Genomic DNA, 23,116 nt, shown 5'->3' with positions numbered 1-23,116 from the left:
ATGCGTCCAATGCCTGATTGGCTGAAAATCCATACACTGGACGCATGGACGTCGAGACGCTGCGGCTGTTCCGGGAGGTCGCCGCCGGGGCCACGGTGACCGAGACCGCGGCGCGGGGCCACCTCACCCAGCCCGCGCTGTCCCGGGCCCTGCGCCGCCTCGAGCGCGACGCCGGCGCCGAGCTGTTCCGCCGGTCCGGGCGGGTGCTGCGGCTGACGCCGGCCGGGCACGCCTTCCGGCGGCACGTGGAGCTCGTGCTCGACCAGCTCGACCAGGGCCTGCGCGAGGTCGGTGAGATCGTCGCGCCGGGCACCGGGGTCGTCCCGCTGGCGTTCCTGCACACGTTCGGCACCTGGCTCGTGCCCGAGGTGCTCAGCGGCTTCCTGCACGAGCACCCCGGCGCCCGCTTCGAACTCCGGCAGCACGGCGAAGCCGGACTCGAAGGGGAACTCCTCGGCGGCACCGCCGACCTGGTCATCACCAGCGGCGACCCCGGGCACCCCCAGCTCCACTGGACCCGGCTGCTCGTCGAGCCGCTGCGGCTCGCGGTCCCGCCGCGCCACCGGCTCGCCGGGCGCCGCCGCGTCCGCCTCGCCGACGTCGCGGCCGAGACGTTCATCCTCCTGCGACCGGGTTACGCGCTGCGCGAAACGACCGGGCGGCTGTGCGCCGAGGCCGGGTTCGCCCCGCGCATCGGGTTCGAGGGCGACGAAGTCGAAACCCTTCGCGGCCTCGTCACCGCCGGGCTCGGCGTCTCCGTGCTGCCGCTGCCCCACACGGCGGCGTTCCCGGCACCGCACCTCGCACTGACCGATGTGGACGCTGCCCGCGACATCGGTCTCGCCTGGGCGAGGGGGCGGAAACTCCCACCATTGAGCGAAACCTTCCGCCGGCACGTGCTGGCCGCCGCCCCGACGCTGACCCCGGCGCCGCCCGACCGTCCACAAGGGACGATGTGAGAAGCTCCCGGCGGGCCCGCGGAATGCCCGGTGGTGTGACAGGGTGGTGACATGGTCGCCGCGCTGAGATCCTTCCTGCTGTCCTGGACCTCCGTCACCCCGGTGCTCGGCGTGCTCGTGCTGGCCCTGTCCTGGGGCCGCGACCTGGGCCCGGTCTTCGTGGCCGTCGTCGCCGTCGCACTGGGGGCGACCGTGCTGGCCGCGGTGCACCACGCGGAAGTGGTCGCGCACCGCGTCGGGGAACCGTTCGGCTCGCTGGTGCTCGCGGTCGCGGTCACCGTCATCGAGGTCGCGCTGATCGTCACGATGATGGTCTCCGGCGGCCCGGAAGCCGGTTCGCTGGCGCGGGACACGGTCTTCGCGGCCGTCATGATCACCACCAACGGCATCGTCGGCATCTCGCTGCTCGTCGGCGCCCGCCGCTACGGCTCGACGCTGTTCAACTCCGAAGGCAGCGGGGCCGCGCTGGCCACGGTGGCGACGCTGGCCACGCTGAGCCTGGTGCTGCCGGCGTTCACCTCCAGCACGCCCGGGCCGGCGTTCTCCCCCACGCAGCTGACGTTCGCGGCGATCGCGTCGCTGGCGCTGTACGGGACGTTCGTGCTGACGCAGACGGTCCGCCACCGCGACTTCTTCCTCCCGGTGGCCGCCGACGGCGCGGTCAAGGAGGACGACCACGCCGACCCGCCGACCCGCCGCGCGGCCATGGGCAGTCTCATCCTGCTGCTGGTGGCGCTGGTGGCGGTGGTCGGGCTGGCCAAGGTGGAGTCGCCGGCCATCGAAGCCGGGGTGCGGGCCGCCGGGTTCCCGCAGTCGTTCGTCGGCGTGGTGATCGCCCTGCTGGTCCTGCTGCCGGAGACCCTGGCCGCGGTCCGCGCGGCCCAGCGCGACCGGATGCAGATCAGCCTCAACCTCGCGTACGGCTCGGCGATCGCGAGCATCGGCCTGACGATCCCGGCGATCGCCCTGGCGTCGGTGTGGCTGCCGAGCCAGCTGCTGCTCGGCCTGGGTTCTACGCAGATCGTGCTGCTGGCGCTGACCGTGGTGGTGAGCGTCCTGACGGTGGTCCCGGGCCGCGCGACCCGCCTCCAGGGCGGCGTGCACCTGGTCCTGCTGGCGGGCTTCCTCGTGCTGGCCATCAACCCTTGACGGTGATGACCTCGATCCCGACCACGCAGGTGTCGTCGTCGGTGTCCGCCGTGCTGTAGGTCAGCAGCGTGTCCAGCTGGTGCTCCAGCCCCCCGTCGTGGCCGTCGACCAGGGTGACCAGGCGGGACACCGAATCCTGGACCGGGCGGTCGCGGCGCTCGATCAGGCCGTCGGTGTAGATCAGCAGGATGTCGCCCTCGGCCAGCTGGAGCTCGTCCTCCTCGTACACGACGTCGCGGACCGCGCCGAGCAGCGAACCGCGGATCAGCGGCAACGTCGTCGCCGTTCCGTCGCCGTGGCGGACGATCGGGGGCAGGTGGCCCGCCCGCGCCCAGCGCAGCGTGCGGCGGGCCGGGTCGTACACCGCCGCGACCGCCGTGGCCGTGACGTGGTCGGTCAGGTGGTAGGCCACCAGGTTCAGCCACGTCAGCAGCTGGGCCGGGCCGGCGCCGGTCGCCGCGAGGCCGCGCAGGGCGTTGCGGAGGCTCACCATGCCCGTCGCCGCGTCGATGCCGTGGCCCGCCACGTCGCCGACGCACAGCAGGACCTCGCCGGTCGGCAGCGCGACGGCGTCGTACCAGTCGCCGCCGACCAGGTGTTCCTTCTCCGCCGGCCGGTAGCGGACCGCCGCGCGCAGGCCCGGCATGTCGATCGGGCCCTTGGCCGGCGGCATGATCGCGTGCTGCAGCTGCAGCGCCAGCCGGTTGCGCTCCATCGCCTCCTGCTCGGTCTCGGCCAGCCTGTCCCGCGTCGCCGCCAGCGCCACCTCGGTCCAGTGCTGCGACGAGACGTCCTGGTAGGCGCCGCGGACCGCGACCAGCTCGCCGCGGACGTCGACGACCGGCTCGGCGACCACCCGGATGTGCCGGGCGACGCCGTCGGAGCGCTGCAGCCGGAACGCCGTCGACGACGGGCGCTTGTGGTGCAGCACCGCCCGCAGGAACCGGCCGATCGCCGGCGCGTCGTCCGGGTGCGCGTTCGCGGCCAGGTCGTGCAGCGACAACGGCGTGGCGCTCGGCGGCAGGCCGTACAGCGCGAACAGCTCGGTGTTCCAGGTGATCACGCCGGTGACGACGTTCTCCTCGAAGCCGCCGATCCGGCCGAGCCGCTGGGCGTGCTGCAGCAGCACCGCCAGCTTGGCCGCGTCGTCCTGGATGCGCAGGATCAGCAGCACGTTCCCGGCGAACCGGGTGACGCTGACGTCGGTGAGCACGGTCAGCGGCACCTGGTCGACCAGCGTGGTGATCGCCATGCTGTCGGCCCGGAACGGCTCCCCGGTGGCGTAGACGCGCCGGATCTTGTCCAGCAGGCCGCTCTCCTCGGCCGCGAGCGGGTACGCCTCCAGCAGCCGGGTGCCGACGATCCGGCTGCGCGGCCGGCCGCCCGGGTCGGCGAACCGGACGTTGGCGTGGTGGATGCGGAAGTCGCTCAGGAAACCGCCGCCGTCGAGGCACGGCGACAGCAGCACGGCCGGGTCGTGCAGGCCGTCGATGAAGTCGACCAGCTCGCCCAGGAAGTCCCCGGAACCGTCGGCGGCGACCGGCGTGATCACGCCGTCCCACGTGTCGAGGGTGTGCGCGCACAGCTCGGCCAGCGCCTCCAGCTGACGGCGCTGCCGCCCCGGTTCCGTGGGCAGCGGCTCCGGCCAGCACATCTCGACGACGCCGATGATCCGCCCGCCGGTCCCGGTCGGCACCGCGACGCGGCCGCCGCCGGAGAGCGTGTGCTGCCCGAGCGACGGCAGCCCGGCCCCCGCCAGGGTCGGGAACCAGACGGTGTCCCGCTCGATCAGCGCGCTGCGGGCGGGCGTGGCCACCCCGGGCGGGACGTACCGCCAGCGGGCCGCCTCTTCGGCCGAGAAACCCGCCGACCCGGCCAGGGTCAGCGACCCGTCGGGCCCGGCGAGCCACACCGCGACCGCGGTCGCGCCGAGCGGCCGCAGCGCGTGCTCCAGGATGGACTCCGCGACGCGCTGGGTGTCCCCCGCCGCGAGCACGCCGCTCTCGGCGGTGCGCAGCCGCACCGCGACCGAGTCTTCGCCTTCGGCGCGGGCCAGGAACTCCTGCGTCACCTCGCTGATGCGGTCCTCGGCCGCCTCGCCGACGACGTCCGCGGCGAACTCCAGTGGCGTCACCCCGGAGCGCTCGGCCAGCGTCTCCAGCTGCTTCGCCGCGTCCGGCGGCGTGCAGTGCAGGCGTTCCATCAGCACGCCCTTGGCCAGCTCGATCAGCGCGCGGCCGTCGGCGACGGCGTGGGCGTGGTCGACCTCGCCGCGCAGCCGCGCGACGGTGTCCGCGAGCCGGGCCAGGTTCGCCGACACCTCGGCGGGCGGGGGCAGGACGGGCACGACGTGGTCCTCGGCGGGCAGCCGATCGTTCTCGATCACGCGGTCACGTGCCGCTTGATGCGGGTGATCAGGTCGTCCGCATCCACCGGTTTCGTGACGTAGTCGGTCGCGCCCGAGGCGAGGCTCTTCTCCCGGTCGCCCGGCATCGCCTTCGCCGTCACCGCGACGATCGGGATCCCGGCGTGCTCCGGCATGGCCCGGATCTTCGCGGTCGCCGTGTAGCCGTCCATCTCCGGCATCATCACGTCCATCAGGATCAGGTCGATGCCCGGGTGCGCCGCGACCGTCTCGACGCCCTTGCGGCCGTCCTCGGCGTGCAGCACCTGCATGCCGTGCAGCTCCAGGATCCCGGTCAGGGCATAGACGTTGCGCGGGTCGTCGTCGACGATCAGCACCGTGCGCCCGGCCAGCGTCGTGTCGACGTCGGCCGCCCGCACCGGCGCGGCCGGCTCGTCCGGGCGGACCAGCGGCAGCACCGCGCCGGGCTCTTCGGCCGACAGGTGCAGCGCGATCCGTTCGCGCAGCTCGTCCAGCCCGGAGAGCACCTCCAGGGACTGCACGTCCGCGCGGGACTGCACCAGCTGCTCCAGCTCGACGTCGAGCCGGCGGCTGTTGTGCGCGAGCACCGGCACCAGCCGCAGCGCGCTGTCGCCCTGCATCGCGTCGAGGAACGTGAACGCGGTCCGCTCCGGCAGGTCCAGGTCGAGCACCACGCAGTGGTAGGCGTCGGTGGCGAGCGCGGCCGCGGCCTCCTGCGTGCCGACCGCCGTGACGACTTCGACGTCGGCGGGCGAAAGGCCGATGTCACGGCTGTCGGACAGGTCCGCCGCCGCGCTCTCGGCCACGAGCGTCAGCAGGCCGTGCTGGCGTTCCTCGACGACCAGCAGCCGCCGGTACGGCCGCGGGCCCGAGGCCCCCGCGGCGGCGCCGGAATCGGTCGTCACGAGGGCGGTGCCGGGGTGCTCCCCGGCCGGCAGGGGCGCGAAGTCCGGCCGCGCGACCGGCAGCGAGAAGGTGAAGGTGCTGCCCTCGCCGAGGGTGCTTTCCGCGGTGATCACGCCGCCGAGCAGCTGGGCGATCTCCCGGCTGATCGACAAGCCGAGGCCGGTGCCGCCGTACTTGCGGCTCGTGGTGCCGTCGGCCTGCTGGAACGCGCCGAAGATCGATTCGAGCTGGTGCTCGGCGATCCCGATGCCGGTGTCGGTGACCCGGAACGCGACGGCCGGCCCGTGCACCCGCAGCGGCCGCGGCAGCCGATCGGGGTCGACCGCCTCGATGTGCAGCTCGATCCCGCCGACCTCGGTGAACTTGACCGCGTTGGACAGCAGGTTGCGCAGCACCTGCCGCAGCCGCGAGTCGTCGGTCAGCAGCTCGGCGGGCGAGCCGGGCGCGACGGTGATCCGGAAGTCCAGGTTGCGCTGCGAGGTCATCGGCCGGAACGTCGCCTCGACGTAGTCGATGAGCTGGCGCAGCGACACCTGCTCCGGGGTGACGTCCATCTTCCCGGCTTCGACCTTCGACAGGTCGAGGATGTCGTTGATCAGCTGGAGCAGGTCCGAGCCCGCGGAGTGGATGATGCCCGCGTACTCGACCTGCTTGGCGGTGAGGTTGCGGGTCGGGTTCTGCGCGAGCAGCTGGGCGAGGATCAGCAGGCTGTTGAGCGGGGTGCGCAGCTCGTGGCTCATGTTGGCCAGGAACTCCGACTTGTACTTCGACGCCAGCGTCAGCTGCTGGGCGCGGGCCTCCAGCTCCTGGCGGGCCTGCTCGATCTCCAGGTTCTTCGTCTCGATGTCGCGGTTCTGCGTGACCAGCAGCGCCGCCTTCTCCTCCAGTTCGGCGTTGGAGGACTGGAGTTCCTCCTGGCGCGCCTGCAGCTCTTCGGAGCGGGCCTGCAGCTCCGCGGTCAGGCGCTGCGACTCGCCGAGCAGCTCGTCGGTGCGGGCGTTGGCCACGATGCTGTTGACGTTGACGCCGATCTGCTCCATCAGCAGCTCGAGGAACGCCCGGTGCACCAGCGTGAAGCCGTGCACCGACGCCAGCTCGATCACGCCGAGCACCTGGTCCTCGACCACGATGGGCAGCACGATCAGGTTGGCCGGCGCGGTGCTGCCGAGGCCGGAGGAGATGGTGGCGTACCCGGGCGGGACGTCGTCGACCGCGATCGCCCGGCGGCTGCGGGCGGCCTGCCCAACCAGCGACTGGCCCACGCGGAACCGGACGGCCGGGCCGTCGCCGTCGTCCGGGTGGCCGTAGGCGCCGACCAGCCGCAGCTCGGGGACCTCGGCGGTGTCGTCGGCCAGGTAGAACGCGCCGTACTGGGCGTTGACCAGCGGGACGAGCTCGTCCATCACCGCGGCCGCGACGACGGCGAGGTCGCGCCGGCCCTGCATCAGCCCGGTGATGGTGGCCAGGTTGGACTTCAGCCAGTCCTGCTCCTGGTTCGCCCGCGTGGTCTCGCGCAGGGACTCCACCATCGAGTTGATGTTGTCCTTCAGCTCGGCGACCTCGCCGGAGGCGTCGACGGTGATCGAGCGGGTCAGGTCGCCCTCGGCGACCGCGCTGGTCACCTCGGCGATCGCGCGGACCTGCCGGGTGAGGTTCCCGGCCAGCTCGTTGACGTTCTCCGTCAGCCGCTTCCAGGTGCCCGACACGCCCTCGACCTCGGCCTGGCCGCCGAGGCGGCCTTCGCTGCCGACCTCGCGGGCCACGCGGGTGACTTCCGCGGCGAACGCCGAGAGCTGGTCGACCATCGTGTTGATGGTGGTCTTGAGCTCGAGGATCTCGCCGCGGGCGTCGACGTCGATCTTGCGGGTCAGGTCGCCCTGCGCGACGGCGGTGGTCACCTGGGCGATGTTGCGGACCTGACCGGTGAGGTTGTTCGCCATCGAGTTGACGTTGTCGGTGAGGTCCTTCCAGGTGCCGGCCACGTTCGGCACCCGGGCCTGGCCGCCGAGCATGCCCTCGGTGCCGACCTCGCGCGCCACGCGGGTGACCTCGTCCGCGAACGCCGACAGCGTGTCGACCATCGTGTTGATGACGTCGGCCAGGGCCGCGACCTCGCCCTTGGCCTCGACGGTGATCTTGCCCGACAGGTCACCGCGCGCGACCGCGGTCGCGACCTGGGCGATCGAGCGCACCTGGCCGGTCAGGTTGGACGCCATCACGTTGACGTTGTCGGTGAGGTTCTTCCAGGTCCCGGACACGCCGCGGACGGTGGCCTGGCCGCCGAGGTTGCCCTCGGTGCCGACCTCGCGGGCGACGCGGGTGACCTCGTCCGCGAACGCGGACAGCTGATCCACCATCGTGTTGATGGTGTCCTTGAGTTCGAGGATTTCGCCGCGGGCGTCGACGCGGATCTTCTGGGACAGGTCGCCGCGGGCGACCGCGGTGGTGACCTGGGCGATCGAGCGGACCTGCGCGGTGAGGTTGTCGGCCATGACGTTGACCGACTCGGTAAGGTCCTTCCAGGTGCCGGAGACGCCCTTGACGTCGGCCTGGCCGCCCAGCCGGCCCTCGGTACCCACTTCGCGCGCCACCCGGGTGACCTCGTCCGCGAACGCGGACAGCTGATCCACCATCGTGTTCAGCGTGTCCTTGAGCTCGAGGACCTCGCCGCGGGCGGTGACGTTGATCTTCTGCGACAGGTCGCCGCTCGCCACCGCGGTGGCCACCTGGGCGATGTTGCGGACCTGGTCGGTCAGGTTGCCGGCCATGAAGTTCACCGAGTCGGTGAGGTCGCGCCAGGTCCCCGAGACGCCCTTGACGTCGGCCTGGCCACCCAATCTGCCTTCGGTACCCACCTCGCGGGCGACGCGGGTGACTTCGTCGGCGAAGGACGACAGCTGGTCCACCATCGTGTTGATGGTGTTCTTGAGTTCGAGGATTTCCCCGCGGGCGTCGACGGTGATCTTCTGGGACAGGTCGCCCTTCGCCACCGCCGTCGTCACCTGGGCGATGTTGCGGACCTGGTCGGTCAGGTTGCCGGCCATGAAGTTCACCGAATCGGTGAGGTCGCGCCAGACACCGCCGACGCCGGGCACCTGGGCCTGCCCGCCGAGCCGGCCTTCGCTGCCCACCTCGCGGGCGACGCGGGTGACCTCGTCCGCGAAGGACGACAGCTGGTCCACCATCGTGTTGACGGTGTCCTTGAGCTCGAGGATTTCCCCGCGCGCGTCGACGTCGATCTTCTGCGACAGGTCGCCCTTCGCGACCGCGGTCGCCACCTGCGCGATGTCGCGGACCTGGGTGGTGAGGTTGCCGGCCATGGCGTTCACCGAGTCGGTGAGGTCCTTCCACGTGCCGGACACGCCGGGGACCTTCGCCTGGCCGCCGAGCTGCCCCTCGCTGCCGACCTCGCGGGCGACGCGGGTGACCTCGGAGGTGAACAGCGACAGCTGGTCGGCCATGCCGTTGAAGACCGTGGCGATCTCGCCGAGCAGGCCGTCGGCCCCGCCGGGCAGCCGGATGCCGAAGTCGCCGTCGCGGACGGCGGTCAGGCCGGCCAGCAGCCGGCGCAGCTCCTGCTCCCCGGCCTCGCCCACGCCTGCGACTGCCCCGTTGGCACCCGGGCGCGTCCCCTCGGCCATTGCCCCACCCATCCGCCACCCGTTTCTCCACTTGCCGGCGCGGACCGCCGGCCGGCGTTCTGCACACCGGATGGCTCAGCATAGTGCAGCTGCACTAAACTGGACGGCAACGGTTGAGCAACCAGCCGCGCCCGTTGCCCGCGCGTGCTCCCCGAGGCGGCCCTCGAAGCCTTTCCTTTCCTGCCAGGCCATCCGAGCCTGCTGACCCGTTCGGCTGAATGGCGGCACGGGTACCGCCGATGCGCTCCCGCCGACGTCGCGGGGTTCCGTCGCGCCCGCGTCCGGGCGTCCGGTGTGGACATTCCACTGTGGAGCCTCGCGGCCCGGAACCGCCCGATATTCCCGCCGGCGCCCGCGCGTGTCGCACGGTCCACCGTGGAAGGCAGGCTCAGAGCCAGTCCTTCTTCTTGAACAACGCGTACAACCCCAGCGACAGCACCAGCACCACGGCCGTCGACGTCCAGAAGCCGGCCGGGGTGCCGTTTCCCGGATACGGCACGTTCTGGCCGTAGAAGCCCGTCACCGCCGTCGGGACCGCGATCACCGCCGCCCAGCCGGTCACCTTCTTCATCACCAGGTTCAGGCGGTTGCCCTGCAGGTTCAGCTGGGTCTCGCGGATCGTGGTCACCAGCTCGCGCAGGGACTCGGTCTGCTCGGCCGCCTGGCGGGCGTGGTCGTGGACGTCCTCGAAGTACGGACGGGTCAGCTCGTCGGCCAGGCGCAGGTCCGGGCGCATCAGGGAACTGATCACCTCGCGCATCGGCAGCACCACCTTGCGCAGCCGGGTCAGGCTCTTGCGCAGGCGGAACGAGCGGTGCTGCAGCAGCGACTGGTCCGGGCGGTCGTCGAACACGAGGTCCTCCAGGGACTCGACCTCCTCGTCCAGCGCCTGCACGGCCTCGTACTGGCCGTCGACGACGAAGTCCAGCAGGCCGTGCACCAGGAACGGCACCCCGGACTTCGCCAGCTCGGCGTTCTCGTCCCAGCGGCGGACCACCGCCTCGATGTCGAACCCGTCGTCCTTGCGGACCGTGACCAGCGCCTGCCGCGTGAGGAACGCCGCCAGCTCGGCGGTCGCGAGGTCGCCGGCGGCCGCGTCGAACCGCACCGCGTAGGCGGTCAGGAACGCGTGCCCGGCGTAGCGGTCGAGCTTGGGCCGCTGGCTCTCTCCGGCGGCGTCCTCCACGGCCAGCCGGTGCAGGCCCAGCTCGCCGGCCAGCTCGGCCAGGTCCGCCTCCGACGGCTCGCAGAGGTCGACCCACACGGCCGTGCCGGGCTCGGCGAGGAAGCCGGAGACGTCCGCGAGCGGGAAGTCTTCTTCGTGCAGCACGCCGTCGCGGTAGACGCGGGTTCTCGTCATGCCGCGGGATGCCCGGACGCCCCGGGGTTCACACGCCGGTGAGCATTGTCGCCGAAGATCGTATCGCTTATCGTATACGACGCCGCACCCTCCCGACGCTGCGAGGTGACCCCGTGCCTGCCCCGACGACCCTCATCGCCCGTGACTTCACCGAGTTCCGCACCGCCGTTTCGCAGTCCTTCGTGCCCCTGCACGTGACCGCGGGCGGTGACGGCTTCCGCGGCCGGATCCGCTCGTCGGTGGCCGACGACGTGCAGGTTGCCGAGGTCACCGCCTCGCCCCACGTCGTCGAGCGCACGCGAGAGCTGATCGCGCGCGGCGAGCGCCGCTACTACAAGCTGAGCCTGATCCTGGCCGGCACCGGCCTGCTGGTGCAGGACGACCGCCAGGCCGTGCTGCGCCCCGGCGACGTCGCCCTCTACGACACGCACCGGCCGTATTCGCTCGTGTTCGAAGAGGACTTCCGGACCCTCGTCGTGATGTTCCCGCAGCGGCTGATCGACCTGCCCGCCGAGCTCGTCGGGCGGCTGACCGCGGTGAAGATGTCGGGCAAGGAGGGGGTCGGCAACGTCGTCGTGCCGTTCCTCGCCCAGCTCGGCGGCAACCTCGAGCAGCTGGCGGGCCCGGCCGGCGCGCGGCTGGCGCACAGCGCCGTCGACCTGCTGTCCACGCTGGTGGCCACCGAGCTGGACCTCGCGCGCGCGAACGCCGACCCGCACCACGAGCTGATGCGCCGGATCCGCGCCCACATCGACGCCAACCTGCACTGCGCGGACCTGAACCCGGCGCGGATCGCGGCCGAGCACTTCATCTCCACCCGGCACCTGCACGGGCTGTTCCAGGAGCAGGGCACCACCGTCTCCGGCTGGATCCGCACCCGGCGGCTCGAACACTGCCGCCGCGACCTGCTCGACCCGGTGCACGCCGGCCGCCCGGTCGCGGCCATCGCCGCACGCTGGGGGTTCGTCGACGCCGCGCACTTCAGCCGGGTGTTCAAGAGCGCCTTCGGGCGCGCGCCGAGCGAGGTGCGCCGGGAGTTGACCGTCAGCGTCCGGTAGTTGCCCGCCAGCGCGTGACCGCTCGCCCGCCGGGCCGGGCCACCCGACGATGAGGCCATGCCCGAAGCCCCCTCCGACGACTGGCGCACGTACGACGAGTTCGCCGCCGGCATCGCCACCTACCGGCTGCCGAACGCCGACCTCACCGGCCGGGACGTCACGATCACCCTCGACGACGGCGAGACCCTCGCCCTGAGCTTCACCGACGCCGAGCACGTCCTGTGCAACGGCGTGGCAGACCCGTACGACGCCGTCGCCGTGCGCGACGACGTCTTCTTCGTGAACCTGCCGCTGACCAGCGTCGACGGCGAGGCGCTGACCGTCGTGTTCTCGACGGCCACCCACCGCGCGCTCGCTGTCCGCTCGGTGATCGGCGCCGCGGACGTCGAGGGCGTCCCCCGCGTCTCGCAGGACTTCCGGGCGGGCGTCACCGGCGGGGGTACGCCGTCCGGCGCGGTGCCCGGGCCGTCGCGCGACCTGATCGGCAAGCGGAACCTCTACCGCTACAGCCCCGACCACCTTTACGAGCACGTCTACGTCTCCTCGCAGCGCTACGCCTGGCAATGCCTGGAAGGCGTGCAGCGCGGGCACGGCGACACGGACCTGTCGACGGTGTGGAAGTTCGCCGACGGGCTCTACCTGTTCTGCTTCCGCGAGTTCCGCATCGCCGTGGCGAGCGTCTGGCTGCACGACCTCGGCTACGCGCTGCGCACCACCGGCGTGTTCCTCGGCCTGACCGGCGACGGCCGATCCGAGCACTCCCGCGCCGGCGGGCACATCTACCCGCTGGGCGCGGTGGCCTACCCCGACGCCCAGCCCGTCTGAAGGAGCCGCACCGTGTCCCCCGTGCCCAAGGTGTCCAATCTGGACGTCATCCGCGCCCACTACGCCGCCAGCGACCGGGGCGACCTGCCCGGCATGCTCGCCCCGCTCGGCCCGAAGACGACGTGGACGGAGGCGGCCGGGTTCCCCTACGCCGGCACGTACACCGGTCCCGACGAGGTCCGCGAGCACGTCTTCGCGGCCATCGGCCGCGACTGGGACGGCTACCGCTTCACCCTCGGCGACCTGTTCGACGCCGGGACCGCGGTGATCGGCGTCGGCACCTACACCGGCACCCACCGCGGCACCGGCCGGTCCTTCACCGCCCGCGTCGCGCACGTGTGGCGCTTCGAGGGCGCCGAGGTCGCCTCCTTCGAGCAGATCGTCGACTCCGCGCCCGTCGTGGCCGCAACCCGGGAGCAGCAATGAGAAAGGCCCTGCCCACCCTCGCGGTCGCCGCCCTGCTGGCCACCGCGGGCTGCGCCGGTTCCGACGCCGGCGCGAACGGCCCGATCGTCGTCGGCTCGGTCAACGCCCTCTCCGGTGCGGCCACCTTCCCGGAGGCGTCCCAGGCGGCGAAGGCCGTGTTCGACGCGGCCAACGCGGCCGGCGGCGTCAACGGCCGCAAGATCGAGTACAAGGCGATCGACGACAAGGGCGACCCGGCGGCGGCCGCGGCCGCCGCCCGCGAGGTGGTCGGCGGCGACCAGGCCGTCGCGCTCGTCGGGTCGTCGAGCCTGATCGAGTGCGAGATCAACGAGAAGTACTACGAGCAGCAGAAGATCCTGTCGATGCCGGGCATCGGCGTCGACCCGGCGTGCTTCTCGAGCCCGAACATCGCGCCGGTCAACGTCGGCCCGTTCCACGACATGACGCTGACCCTGCTCTACGGCTCCGAAGTGCTGAAGCAGGACAACATCTGTGCCCTGCTGGAGATCGCCGGCAACACGCTGCCGGCGTACCAGGCGGCCATCGCCGAGTGGACGAAGATCACCGGCAAGCAGCTGAAGTACGTCGACTCGACCGTCCCGTACGGCGGGTCCGACTACACGCCCTACATCGTCAAGGCGCGCGCGGCGGGCTGCCAGGCGATCACCGTCAACCCGGTGGAGCCGGACTCGATCGGCCAGCTCAAGGCCGCGCAGGCGCAGGGCTGGACCGACGTCACGTGGCTGCTGCTGACCAGCGTCTACAGCGAGAACTACGCCAAGGCCATCTCGAACGCGGGCGCCGGCGTGTACGTGCCGGCCGAGTTCTACCCCTTCACCGACGCCGCCGCCCCGGCCAACAAGGAGTGGCGGGACCTGATGACGCAGCACAAGATCCCGCTGACGTCGTTCAGCCAGGGCGGCTACCTGGCGGCGAAGTACTTCCTCGCCGTCCTGCGCGGGATGAAGGGCGACATCACGCGCGAGACGGTGGCCAAGGCGCTGCGCGAGATGAAGCCGATCAGCGACCCGATGGTCGGCACGCCGTACGTGTTCGGCCCGGGGCAGGCCCACCACGACAACACCGCGGGCTGGCCGATCAAGCTCGCCACCGGCGCCAACAAGTGGGAACTGGTGGCGCAGGACTGGCTCCGGATCCCGAAGTCCTAGGAGGACGGGCATGCTGCAGGGTGCTCTGGCCGGGCTCGCCGCCGGCGGGCTCTACGCGGTGCTGGCGGTCTGCCTCACCCTGATGTCGCGGCTGGTGCGGGTGGTCAACTTCGCCCAGTCCGCGACCGGGATGTTCGGCTGCTACGTCGCCGTCTTCCTCGCCGTCCACCTCGGGGTCCCCGCGTGGCTGGCGACGCTGACCGGGATCCTGCTCGGCGGCGCGCTGAGCGCGGTCCTGGGCTGGATCGTCTCGACGTGGCTGGCCGAGGCGGACACGGGCACGCGCTCGGCGGCGACGGTCGCGGTGCTCCTGCTGCTGATCTCGCTGGCGTTCATCCTGTTCGGCAACAAGCCGCAGCCGTTCCACCCGCTGCTGGCCGGCCCGGCGTTCACCGTGGGCGGGGTGGTGGTCAGCCAGGTCACGGTGCTCACGGTCGCGCTGGCGGTGCTGGTGGCCCTGGGCTGCCGCACGGTGCTGGCCCGCACGTCGCTGGGGGTCCGCCTGCGGGCCCTGTCGGAGCGCCCGACGACGGCGGAGCTGCTGGGCATCCCGGCCCGCCCGCTGTCGGTCGGCGTGTGGACGGCGACGGGGGTGATCGCGACCTTGGCGGTGTCGATCGTGGCACCGTCCCAGTCGAACGACCCGACGTCACTGGCGATGCTGGTGGTCCCGGCCGCGGCGGCCGCCCTGCTGGGCGGCTTCCGCCGGCTGGACCTGGCGGTGGCGGGCGGCCTGGTCCTGGGCATGGCCCAGGGCGCGGTCGCCCAGAGCGACCGGCTGTCGGTGCTGCGGTACTTCCTGCCGTTCCTGGTCATCGTGGCGCTGCTGCTGTGGACGCAGCGCAAGGAGGTGTGGGATGCGGCTCGCTGAACACCCGCTCGCCCGGACAACGCTCCCCCTGCTCGTCGCGGCCGCCGCCGTTGCCGTCGGCTATGCGCTCAGCGTCGGGCTGGCCGGGTACTTCGTCTACCTCGGGGTCAGTGCCGTTGTCGCCGCCATCGCCCTGCTCGGGCTCGGCGTCGTCACCGGGACCGCCGGGATGATCTCGCTCTGCCAGCTGACCTTCGCCGCCGTCGGGGCGTTCGTCGTCTGCGCCTGCAACGTTGCCCAGGTTCCCGGGGGGTTCGTCACCTGGCTGCTGCTCGGCGGCCTCGCCGCCGCGCTGGCCGGGGTGCTCGTCGGGCTGCCCGCGCTGCGGCTGCGGGGCATCACCCTCGCCGTCGTCACGCTCGGGCTCGCCGCGGCCGCCGATCTGACCCTCGTGCAGATCCAGTTCCCCGGGGCCACCGAAGGTCTCTCCGTCGAACGCCCCGACGCCTTCTCCGACGACCGGTCGTACTTCCTGTTCGCCGTGCTCGTGCTCGTCGCCTGCGGGCTCGTCGTGTACTTCCTGCGCCGCGGGCGGTGGGGCAGCAGCTGGCACCTGGTCGCCTTCTCCGAACGCGGGACCGCCGCCGTCGGCGCGGGCGTGCGGACCTCCAAGCTCACCGCCTTCGCGGTCAGCGCCGCGCTCGGCGGGATCAGCGGCGGCCTGCTCACCGGGCAGGTCGGGCTCGCCTTCCCGGCCAGCTTCACCGCCATCCAGTCACTCGCCCTCTACGTGCTGGCCATCATGTCCGGCGCGCACCTGATCGACATGGCCGTGTTCGGCGCGCTGCTCTGGGTCGCCGTGCCCGAACTGCTCAAACGCTGGGGCGTCCCGCAGGACTGGGGGTTCGTCGTCTTCGGCGTGCTCGGCGTGCAGGCGCTCACCAGCCGCGGCAACCTCGGCACGGCCGTGCGGGCGCTCCGGTACCGCCGCCGGCCCGCGATCACCGCCGGCCTGACCGACGTCGCCGAGGTCGAGCCGGTGCCGATCGGCGATCCGGTGCTCGAGGTGCGGGGGCTGAGCGTCTCCTTCGGGCACGTCACCGCACTGTCCGATGTGGACATCAGCGTGCCGGAACACGGGATCCTCGGCGTTATCGGGCCGAACGGCGCCGGGAAGTCCACTTTGGTCGACGCGATCAGCGGCTTCCTCCCCCGGGCCACCGGCACCGCCACTCTCGGCGGCCGGCCGCTCACCGGCTCGCCCACCCGGCGGGCGCGCAGCGGCCTGCGGCGGACCTTCCAGCAGGACCGCGTCCCGCCCGGCCTCACCGTCGGCGCGTACGTGCGGTTCGTCGCCCGGCGGCGGCTCGCCGGCCACGAGGTCGCCGACGCGCTGGAGTTCTTCGGCTGCCCGGGTCCGCGGACGCCGCTGTCCCGGGTCGACGCGGGCGCGCGGCGGCTCGTCGAAGTCGTCGGGCACCTGCTCGCGAAGCCCCGCGTCCTGCTGCTCGACGAACCGGCCGCCGGGCTGCCGCACGAGGAGCACGTGGCGTTCGGGCGGCGGCTGCGGCAGGTCCCGGCCCGGTTCGGGGTGTCGGTGCTGCTCATCGAGCACGACCTCGACCTCGTGCGGTCGGTCTGCGACACGCTCACGGTGCTCGACTTCGGGCAGGTCCTGGCGAGCGGGCCGCAGGCGGACGTCCTGGCCGACCCGGCCGTGCTGAAGGCCTACATGGGCGAAACGGAGCTGCTGTGAACACGTTGCGAGCCGACGGCCTGACGGTCGAGCGCGGGGCCGGCCCGGTCATCCGGGACGTCGGGTTCACCCTCGAACCCGGCCGGATCACCGCGCTGGTCGGCCCGAACGGCGCCGGGAAGACGAGCCTGCTGGAGGCGGTGTCCGGGGTGGTGCCGCCGTCGGCCGGCAGCGTCCACATCGGCGGCGTGAACGTCACCCGGCACTCGCGGGTGGCGCGGGCCCGGCTCGGGCTCGCCCACATCGAGCAGGGCCGGGCGGTCTTCCCCGGGCTGACGGTGCTGGAAAACCTCCGTCTCACCGCGCGCACGTCGGCCGCCGTCGACGAGGTCCTGGAGCTGTTCCCCGAGCTGGAGAAGCGGCGCGACTCCCCGGCGGCGCTGCTGTCGGGCGGCGAGCAGCAGATGGTCGTGCTGGCACGCGCGTTCGCCGCGCGCCCGGCGTTCCTGCTCATCGACGAGATGTCGCTGGGCCTGGCCCCGGTGGTGTTCACCCGCCTGCTGCCGGTGGTCACCCGGTTCGCCGCCGAGGGGGCGGCGATCCTGCTGGTGGAGCAGTTCACGCACCTGGCCCTCGGCGTCGCGCAGGACGCGGTGGTGGTCTCGTCGGGCCGGGTCACCTACGCCGGCGAGGCCCGCGCCCTCCTCGACTCCCCCGCCACTCTGCACCGCGCCTACCTGGGGGCGTGACGACCCACGCCCCCAGGCGGGTCACATCCCGGCGCGCTCGAAGGCCAGGGTCGGCAGGTCCACCGCGTGGGCGCCGCCGTCGGCGACGATCACCGCGCCGGTGATGTAGGACGACTCCGCCGAGCCCAGGAACCGGACGATCGCCGCGATCTCCCCGGGCTCGGCCGGGCGGCGCAGCGGGACCTCGGCCGTCACCCGGCGGTAGCCCTCGTCGTGGCCGCCGGTGAAGCCCGCCGCCGCGGCGAACTGGTCCATCTCGCCGTCCGCCATCGGGGTGCGGACCCAGCCGGGGCAGACCGCGTTCGCCCGCACCCCGCGCGGCCCGAAGTCGCGGGCGATCGAGCGGGTCAGGCCGATCAGCGCGTGCTTGGCGACGGTGTAGCCGGCGACGTTCGGCCCGGCGAACAGCCCGGCCAGCGACGACACCACGACGACCTGCCCGCCCGTCTCGACCAGCGACGGCAGCGCGGCCCGGCAGAGCACGAACGCGCTGGAGAGGTTCGAGCGCAGGGCCAGCTCCCACTCGTCGTCGCCGGTGTCGACCACCGACGACAGGCCGTGGCCGCCGGCGTTCGCCACCACGACGTCGAGGCGGCCGTACTTGCCGACGATCTCCGCGACCGCGGCTTCGGCGTCCTCGCGCACGCTCGCGTCGCCGGCGATGACGTGCGCGCCGGTTTCCGCGGCCACCTTCTCGAGGGGCTCGCGCCGCCGGCCCAGCACGACCACGTGCGCGCCTTCGCCCGCGTAGCGGCGGGCGACCGCGGCGCCGATGCCGGTGCCGCCGCCCGTGATGGCGACGACCTTGCCTGATGAGTCCACTGTGGATCCTTTCCTAAGCGGGGAACGCGGAACGGGCCGACATCCCGAAGTCGGCCAGCAGGGCTTGGCCGTTGACCGGCCGCGAAGCCGGGGACGCGAGGAACAGCACCTGCCGGGCGACGTCGCCGGCCGCCTGCACCGGGAACGCCGGGTCGTCCAGGACGGCACCGAGGTCGGCGCGCGCCATGGGCGTGTCCACCACCGACGGGCAGACGCAGTTGACCCGGATCCCCGGGACCTCGACGGCCAGTGCGCGGGTCATCGCCACCACCGCGCCCTTGGAAGCGCAGTAGGGCACCATGCCCGGCGCCGCCGTGAACGCCGAGTCGCTGCCGAGCAGCACCACCGCGCCACCGTCGGCCAGCCACGGCAGCGCGTGCTTGACCAGCAGGAACTGCCCGGTGACGTTGACCGCGAGGACCCGGGCCACGTCCTCGGCCGTGGTCGCGGTGAGCGGCGTGCCGACCGGGCCGGAGATCCCGGCGCAGCCGACGACGACGTCGAGACCGCCGAAGCGGCGGGCGACGGTGTCCACGGCTGCGGCCAGGGCGGCCTCGTCGGTGACGTCCGCCTGGACGACGTCCGGACCGGCCTCCCGGTCGACGACGCCGACGCGGGCGCCCTCGGCGCGGAACGCCCGGGCACAGGCCAGCCCGATGCCGGACGCCCCGCCGGTCAGCAGGACCGCCTTCCCGGCGAGATCTGTTCGCATGCGCCCATCCTCACCGCGGGCGCCGCCGGGCGATTGGCGCCGAGTGCACCGTTGTTGTCCGCCGACGCACGGGCGATGGCGCGCGCGGCGGCGCGGGCCGAGACTGGCCAGGGTGAGCACGCCGCACCCCCTCGACCCGCTGACCGCCGCCGAACTGACCGCCGGCCGCGCGGTCCTCGCCGCCGCCGGGCTGGCCGGCGCCACGATCCGGGTCCCGCAGGCCCTGCCGGTCGAGCCCGCCAAGGAGCAGGTGCGCGCCGGCGCCGGCGACCGCCGGATCCGCTACACGCTCCTCGACACCGCTACCGGCCGCGCCGGCGAGGCCGTCGTCTCGGTGACCAAGGACGAACTGGTGTCCTGGGACGACTGGGCCGATGCCGGCGGGCAGCCGTCCTACCTGTTCGAGGAGTACGCGCTGGCCGAGCAGCTGACGAAGGCGTCGGCGGGCTGGCAGGCCGCGATGGCGCGGCGCGGTCTCGCCGACCGGATCGAGCACGCCTTCTGCGCGCCGCTGGCCCCCGGGTACTTCGGCCGCGAAGACGAGACCGGCCGCGTCCTGCGCTCGCTGACCTTCCTGCGCGAAGACGCCGACGACAGCCCGTGGGCGCACCCGGTCGAGGGCCTGATCGTGCACCTGAACCTGACCGAGCAGCGCGTGCTGCGCGTCGAGGACGAGGGGGACGTCCCGGTGCCCGCCGAGAGCGGGCGGTACACCGGCGTCCCGGCCCGCACGACGCTCAAGCCGATCGAGATCACCCAGCCCGCCGGCCCGACCTTCGCCGTCGACGGCGCCGAGGTGACCTGGGAGGGCTGGCGGCTACGCGTCGGCTTCAACTCCCGCGAAGGCCTGACGCTGCACCAGATGAGCTTCCAGGACCGGCCGGTCCTGTACCGGGCCTCCGTCCCGGAGATGGTGGTCCCGTACGGGGACGTCGCGCCCGGCCGGTTCTGGATCAGCTACTTCGACGCCGGCGAGTACCAGTTCGGCAAGAACGGCAACGACCTGCGCCTCGGCTGCGACTGCGTCGGCGAGATCCGCTACCTCCCGGCCTGGGTGGCCGACGACCGCGGTGAGCCGGTGGAAATCCCGCGCGCGATCTGCCTGCACGAGGAGGACGACGGGATCCTCTGGAAGCACACCGACCTCGCCGGCCGGCCCGAGGTCCGCCGGTCGCGGCGGCTGGTGGTCTCCTCGATCTCCACCATCGGCAACTACGACTACGGCCACTACTGGTACTTCCACCTCGACGGCTCGATCGAGTTCGAGGCGAAGGCCACCGGCATCGTCTTCTGCGGCGCCGGGACACCGGGGCAGGACCAGCCGCACGCCACCGAGCTGGCGCCCGGCCTGTTCGCGCCGGTGCACCAGCACCTCTTCTGCGCCCGGCTCGACGTCGAGGTCGACGGCGACCGCACCAGCCTGCACGAGGTCGACGTCGAAGGCGTGCCGACCGGGCCGCAGAACCCGTACGGCAACGCGTTCACCTGGAAGACCACGCCGCTGCGGACCGAACGCGAGGCGATGCGCCGGGCCGACCCGGCCCGCGCCCGCGTCTGGGAGGTCCGCAGCTCCTCGCGGGTCAACCGGCTCGGCAAGCCGACCGCCTACCAGCTCGTGCCGCGTCCGTCGGCGACGCTGATGGCCCAGCCGGAGGCGACCGTGCACGCCCGCGCCACCTTCGCGACCCAGCACCTGTGGGCGACGCCGTACCACGAAGACGAGCGGTTCCCGGCCGGCGACCGGCCGAACGCCCACCCCGGCGGCGCGGGCCTGCCCGCGTGGACCGCCGCCGACCGCGACCTCGTCGACACCGACCTCGTGCTCTGGCACGTCTTCGGCCCGACCCACGTCCCCCGCCCCGAGGACTGGCCGGTGATGCCGGTCGACCGCTCCGGGTTCCTGTTCCGGCCGGCCGGGTTCCTCGACCGCAACCCCGCGCTCGACCTCCCCTCCGGCGACCACTGCGCACACTGAGGTCCGGGGCTTCGCCCCGGGCCGGGGGCGCTGCCACCCGGACCCCCAACCGATCCACTGAGGAAGAAATGACTCTCTCGGACACCTCCACCTGGCTGCCGCTCGACGGCCTCGCCCCCGGCTTCGACGCCAACAAGGCCCCCACGGTCGACGACCTGCAGGGCCGTTCCTTCGTGCTGCTCGACGACGCCGGCGGCCCGGACCGGGTCACCGGCTCCGACATCGCGGCCGGCGAGACGTTCCTCGTCGACGACGACCTCTACTACGTCCAGCGCCACCCGTCGCCGGACGCCCGCGAGGCGGTGTCGCTGTTCCTGGACCTGCGGAACGGCCGCGCGCTGGTGGTCACCACGACGATCGGCGACCACGGCACCCCACGCGTCACGCAGGAGTTCCGGCCCGCGACGATCGGCGGCTACCAGGTCCGCGGCGAGCCGATGGCGCCGAGCACCGCGCTGATCGGCCGCCGGGTGCTGTGGGTCTACAGCCGCGAGCACGCCTACGAGCACGTCTACCTCAGCCCGCACTGGTACACCTGGCAGTGCCTGGCCGGCCCCGAGCGCGGGCTCGCCGACACCGACGAGAACACCGTCTACCGGATCCGGCCCGGCATCCACGTCTTCACCTGGCGGGAAAAGGTCATCCCGTGTGCGTCGGTGACCGTCGCCGACCACCGCGACGCCCGCAACTTGCGTTCGCACGGCGTCCTCTTCGGACTCGACGCCACCGGCGAGCGGCCGACGCACTTCACCTTCGGCGCCCACGGCCGGCTCCTGAGCACCACCGTCCACCCCGGCGAATTCGACCCGGCGGCGAGCTGACCATGGCCGCCGATCTCGTGCTGACGAACGCCCGGGTGTACACCATGGACACCGCCCGGCCCTGGGCGTCCTCGCTGGCCGTGGCCGGCGGGAAGGTCACCGCCGGCGCCGAACCCGGCCCGGACACCGAGGTGCTCGACCTCGGCGGCGCGTTCGTCATGCCGGGGCTGGTGGACGTGCACAACCACCACGCGCTGGCCGGCCGCGCGGACCTGTTCGAACTCACCTTCGGCGCCGACGCGGCCTTCGAGGACATCCTCGACGCGGTCCGCGCCCGGGCCGCGTCCCTGGGCCCGGACGAGTGGCTGACCGGCGGCGCCTGGGCGTCCACCCTGGTCGCGAAGCTGTCCACCGAGGCCGCCCGGCGCGCGCTCGACGACGCCGCGGGCGGGCGGCCGGTGTCGCTGTCGGACGACAGCCGGCACAACCGCTGGGTCAGCAGCCGGGCCCTGGAGCTGGCCGGGATCACCGCGGCGACGCCCGACCCGCCCGGCGGGATCGTCGTCCGCGACGGCGGCGAGCCCAGCGGGCTGCTGCTGGAGGCCGCCGGCGTGCTCGTCGAGCGCGTGGCCGGCGGGCTGACCGCGGAGCAGCACCGCCGCGCGTCCCGGCGGGCGATCGAGATCCTGCACGGCTTCGGCGTCACGGCGTTCCAGGACGCCGGGGTGTCGACCGACATCCTGGGCGCGCTGCGCTCGCTCGACCTCGCCGGCGAACTCGACGCCTGGGTCGTGTCGTCGCTGCTGGTCAACGACCCGATCTTCGGCGTCGACCCGATCGGGGCGCCGCTGCTGGCGGTCGCCGGGGAGTACCGCACCGAGCACCACCGCCCGGACTTCGTGAAGATCTTCCTCGACGGCGTGCCGCCGACCCGCACGGCGGCGTTCCTGGAGCCGTACCTGCCCGACGAGACCCACGGCGGCTGCTTCCACGGGTCGACGACGATGTCCCCGGCCGACCTGACCGAATGGCTTCTGACGGCGGCCGCCGCCGGCTTCTCGGCGAAGGTCCACTGCACCGGGGACGCCTCGGTGCGGCAGTTCCTGGACGCGGTCGCCGAGGTGCGCGCGGCGGGGTTCACCGGCACGCGCTTCCAGGTGGCGCACGGCCAGTTCGTGCACCCGGACGACCTGCCGCGGTTCGCGTCACTGGGCGTCGCGGCGGACATTTCGCCGTTCCTGTGGGTACCGGGCGTGATCCCCTCGGCGATCGCGGAGGTCCTGCCGGCGGCGCGGGCCGCGCGGATGCAGCCGAACCGGACCCTGCTGGACACGGGAGCACTGGTCGCGGGCGGTTCGGACTGGCCGGTGAGCGAGTCCCCGAACGCCTGGGAGGGCATCGCGGGCCTGGTGACCCGCTCGGACCCGTACGGACGGCGGCCGGGCGCGCTCTGGCCGGAGCAGGCGATCACCCTGGCCGAGGCGATCGAGGCGTTCACCCTGGGCGGCGCCCGGGCGTGCGGCCTGGACGACGTGACGGGCGCGCTGACACCGGGCCGATCGGCGGACTTCGTGGTCCTGGACCGCGACCCGTTCCGGACGGCCGAGGTGGCGGAAACGCGGGTCGTGGAGACGTGGTTCGCCGGGCGCCGGGTCTTCGAACGCTGAGGCGGGGGCGGCCGGCGGCCGAGTGCGCTTTCCGGCCGACGGCC

17 protein-coding genes are annotated in these 23,116 nt (G+C 73.0%); 12 read left to right on the top strand and 5 right to left on the bottom strand.

Features of this window, described 5'->3' with window-relative positions:
• The first annotated feature begins 44 nt into the window (after positions 1–44).
• Both C2L59_RS37280 and C2L59_RS37275 read left to right on the top strand, forming a co-directional pair.
• Positions 45–959, top strand: a complete 915-nt coding sequence (locus tag C2L59_RS37280) for a LysR family transcriptional regulator (protein WP_103354290.1) — start codon at positions 45–47, stop codon at positions 957–959.
• A 51-nt stretch (positions 960–1,010) separates the two neighbouring features.
• Positions 1,011–2,108 (top strand): calcium:proton antiporter, encoded by a 1,098-nt coding sequence (locus C2L59_RS37275; protein ID WP_103354289.1) that lies wholly within the window; start codon positions 1,011–1,013, stop codon positions 2,106–2,108.
• On the opposite strand, the gene C2L59_RS37270 is transcribed toward C2L59_RS37275, so the two are convergent.
• From C2L59_RS37270 to C2L59_RS37260, 3 genes are all read right to left on the bottom strand, one after another.
• Positions 2,098–4,494 (bottom strand): SpoIIE family protein phosphatase, encoded by a 2,397-nt coding sequence (locus C2L59_RS37270; protein ID WP_103354288.1) that lies wholly within the window; start codon positions 4,492–4,494, stop codon positions 2,098–2,100. The genes C2L59_RS37275 and C2L59_RS37270 overlap by 11 nt on opposite strands.
• Entirely contained in the window at positions 4,491–9,041 is a 4,551-nt protein-coding gene (locus C2L59_RS37265; RefSeq protein ID WP_103354287.1) for a HAMP domain-containing protein, read from the bottom strand. Before C2L59_RS37265 ends, C2L59_RS37270 begins: the two co-directional genes overlap by 4 nt.
• A 388-nt stretch (positions 9,042–9,429) precedes the next feature.
• On the bottom strand, positions 9,430–10,401 hold the full coding sequence (locus C2L59_RS37260; protein ID WP_103354286.1) for a magnesium transporter CorA family protein: 972 nt from the start codon (positions 10,399–10,401) through the stop codon (positions 9,430–9,432).
• Between the two features lie 113 nt (positions 10,402–10,514).
• On the opposite strand from C2L59_RS37260, the gene C2L59_RS37255 reads away from it, so the two are divergent.
• The 7 genes from C2L59_RS37255 to C2L59_RS37225 are packed head-to-tail and all read left to right on the top strand — an operon-like array spanning position 10,515 to position 17,135.
• Positions 10,515–11,459 (top strand): helix-turn-helix domain-containing protein, encoded by a 945-nt coding sequence (locus C2L59_RS37255; protein WP_199199447.1) that lies wholly within the window; start codon positions 10,515–10,517, stop codon positions 11,457–11,459.
• A gap of 57 nt (positions 11,460–11,516) precedes the next feature.
• Positions 11,517–12,284 carry a MoaF C-terminal domain-containing protein gene (locus C2L59_RS37250; protein WP_103354284.1) on the top strand — a complete coding sequence of 256 codons (768 nt, stop codon included), beginning with the start codon at positions 11,517–11,519 and terminating at the stop codon, positions 12,282–12,284.
• A gap of 30 nt (positions 12,285–12,314) precedes the next feature.
• Positions 12,315–12,710 (top strand): nuclear transport factor 2 family protein, encoded by a 396-nt coding sequence (locus C2L59_RS37245; protein WP_103354379.1) that lies wholly within the window; start codon positions 12,315–12,317, stop codon positions 12,708–12,710.
• Positions 12,707–13,879 (top strand): ABC transporter substrate-binding protein, encoded by a 1,173-nt coding sequence (locus C2L59_RS37240; protein WP_103354282.1) that lies wholly within the window; start codon positions 12,707–12,709, stop codon positions 13,877–13,879. The genes C2L59_RS37245 and C2L59_RS37240 overlap by 4 nt, the downstream gene beginning before the upstream one ends.
• Positions 13,880–13,889: 10 nt before the next feature.
• Complete coding sequence (locus C2L59_RS37235) at positions 13,890–14,750, top strand: branched-chain amino acid ABC transporter permease (RefSeq protein ID WP_103354281.1); 861 nt, start codon at positions 13,890–13,892, stop codon at positions 14,748–14,750.
• Positions 14,737–16,446, top strand: a complete 1,710-nt coding sequence (locus C2L59_RS37230; protein WP_103354279.1) for an ATP-binding cassette domain-containing protein — start codon at positions 14,737–14,739, stop codon at positions 16,444–16,446. Before C2L59_RS37235 ends, C2L59_RS37230 begins: the two co-directional genes overlap by 14 nt.
• On the top strand, positions 16,443–17,135 hold the full coding sequence (locus C2L59_RS37225; RefSeq protein WP_103354278.1) for an ABC transporter ATP-binding protein: 693 nt from the start codon (positions 16,443–16,445) through the stop codon (positions 17,133–17,135). Before C2L59_RS37230 ends, C2L59_RS37225 begins: the two co-directional genes overlap by 4 nt.
• A gap of 21 nt (positions 17,136–17,156) precedes the next feature.
• Here the strand turns inward: C2L59_RS37225 and C2L59_RS37220 are convergent, their stop codons facing one another.
• Both C2L59_RS37220 and C2L59_RS37215 read right to left on the bottom strand, forming a co-directional pair.
• On the bottom strand, positions 17,157–17,957 hold the full coding sequence (locus tag C2L59_RS37220; protein WP_103354276.1) for an SDR family NAD(P)-dependent oxidoreductase: 801 nt from the start codon (positions 17,955–17,957) through the stop codon (positions 17,157–17,159).
• A 13-nt stretch (positions 17,958–17,970) separates the two neighbouring features.
• On the bottom strand, positions 17,971–18,669 hold the full coding sequence (locus C2L59_RS37215) for an SDR family NAD(P)-dependent oxidoreductase (protein ID WP_103354275.1): 699 nt from the start codon (positions 18,667–18,669) through the stop codon (positions 17,971–17,973).
• 112 nt (positions 18,670–18,781) lie between these two features.
• Here C2L59_RS37215 and C2L59_RS37210 point away from each other — a divergent pair, with 112 nt between their 5' ends.
• The 3 genes from C2L59_RS37210 (at position 18,782) to C2L59_RS37200 (ending at position 23,072) form a co-directional block, all read left to right on the top strand.
• Positions 18,782–20,644 (top strand): primary-amine oxidase, encoded by a 1,863-nt coding sequence (locus tag C2L59_RS37210; protein ID WP_103354273.1) that lies wholly within the window; start codon positions 18,782–18,784, stop codon positions 20,642–20,644.
• A gap of 68 nt (positions 20,645–20,712) precedes the next feature.
• A complete protein-coding gene (locus C2L59_RS37205) occupies positions 20,713–21,465 on the top strand; it encodes a MoaF C-terminal domain-containing protein (RefSeq protein WP_103354272.1) in 753 nt (250 codons plus the stop codon).
• A 2-nt stretch (positions 21,466–21,467) separates the two neighbouring features.
• Positions 21,468–23,072, top strand: coding sequence for an amidohydrolase (locus C2L59_RS37200; RefSeq protein WP_103354271.1), 1,605 nt, complete (start codon positions 21,468–21,470; stop codon positions 23,070–23,072).
• Positions 23,073–23,116 lie beyond the last annotated feature (44 nt).

This window comes from Amycolatopsis sp. CA-128772 (genome assembly GCF_002904295.1).
GTDB lineage: Bacteria > Actinomycetota > Actinomycetes > Mycobacteriales > Pseudonocardiaceae > Amycolatopsis.
The sequence above is the reverse complement of the archived record's forward strand: the minus strand, read 5'-3'. Positions and strand labels throughout refer to the sequence as shown.

Excerpts from the sequence above, each read along its gene's own strand:
- C2L59_RS37280 (WP_103354290.1), top strand. The coding sequence starts at position 45 with ATGGACGTCGAGACGCTGCGGCTGTTCCGGGAGGTCGCCGCCGGGGCC.
- C2L59_RS37275 (WP_103354289.1), top strand. The coding sequence starts at position 1,011 with ATGGTCGCCGCGCTGAGATCCTTCCTGCTGTCCTGGACCTCCGTCACC.
- C2L59_RS37265 (WP_103354287.1), bottom strand. The coding sequence starts at position 9,041 with ATGGCCGAGGGGACGCGCCCGGGTGCCAACGGGGCAGTCGCAGGCGTG.
- C2L59_RS37260 (WP_103354286.1), bottom strand. The coding sequence starts at position 10,401 with ATGACGAGAACCCGCGTCTACCGCGACGGCGTGCTGCACGAAGAAGAC.
- C2L59_RS37250 (WP_103354284.1), top strand. The coding sequence starts at position 11,517 with ATGCCCGAAGCCCCCTCCGACGACTGGCGCACGTACGACGAGTTCGCC.
- C2L59_RS37240 (WP_103354282.1), top strand. The coding sequence starts at position 12,707 with ATGAGAAAGGCCCTGCCCACCCTCGCGGTCGCCGCCCTGCTGGCCACC.
- C2L59_RS37235 (WP_103354281.1), top strand. The coding sequence starts at position 13,890 with ATGCTGCAGGGTGCTCTGGCCGGGCTCGCCGCCGGCGGGCTCTACGCG.
- C2L59_RS37230 (WP_103354279.1), top strand. The coding sequence starts at position 14,737 with ATGCGGCTCGCTGAACACCCGCTCGCCCGGACAACGCTCCCCCTGCTC.
- C2L59_RS37215 (WP_103354275.1), bottom strand. The coding sequence starts at position 18,669 with ATGCGAACAGATCTCGCCGGGAAGGCGGTCCTGCTGACCGGCGGGGCG.
- C2L59_RS37205 (WP_103354272.1), top strand. The coding sequence starts at position 20,713 with ATGACTCTCTCGGACACCTCCACCTGGCTGCCGCTCGACGGCCTCGCC.
- C2L59_RS37200 (WP_103354271.1), top strand. The coding sequence starts at position 21,468 with ATGGCCGCCGATCTCGTGCTGACGAACGCCCGGGTGTACACCATGGAC.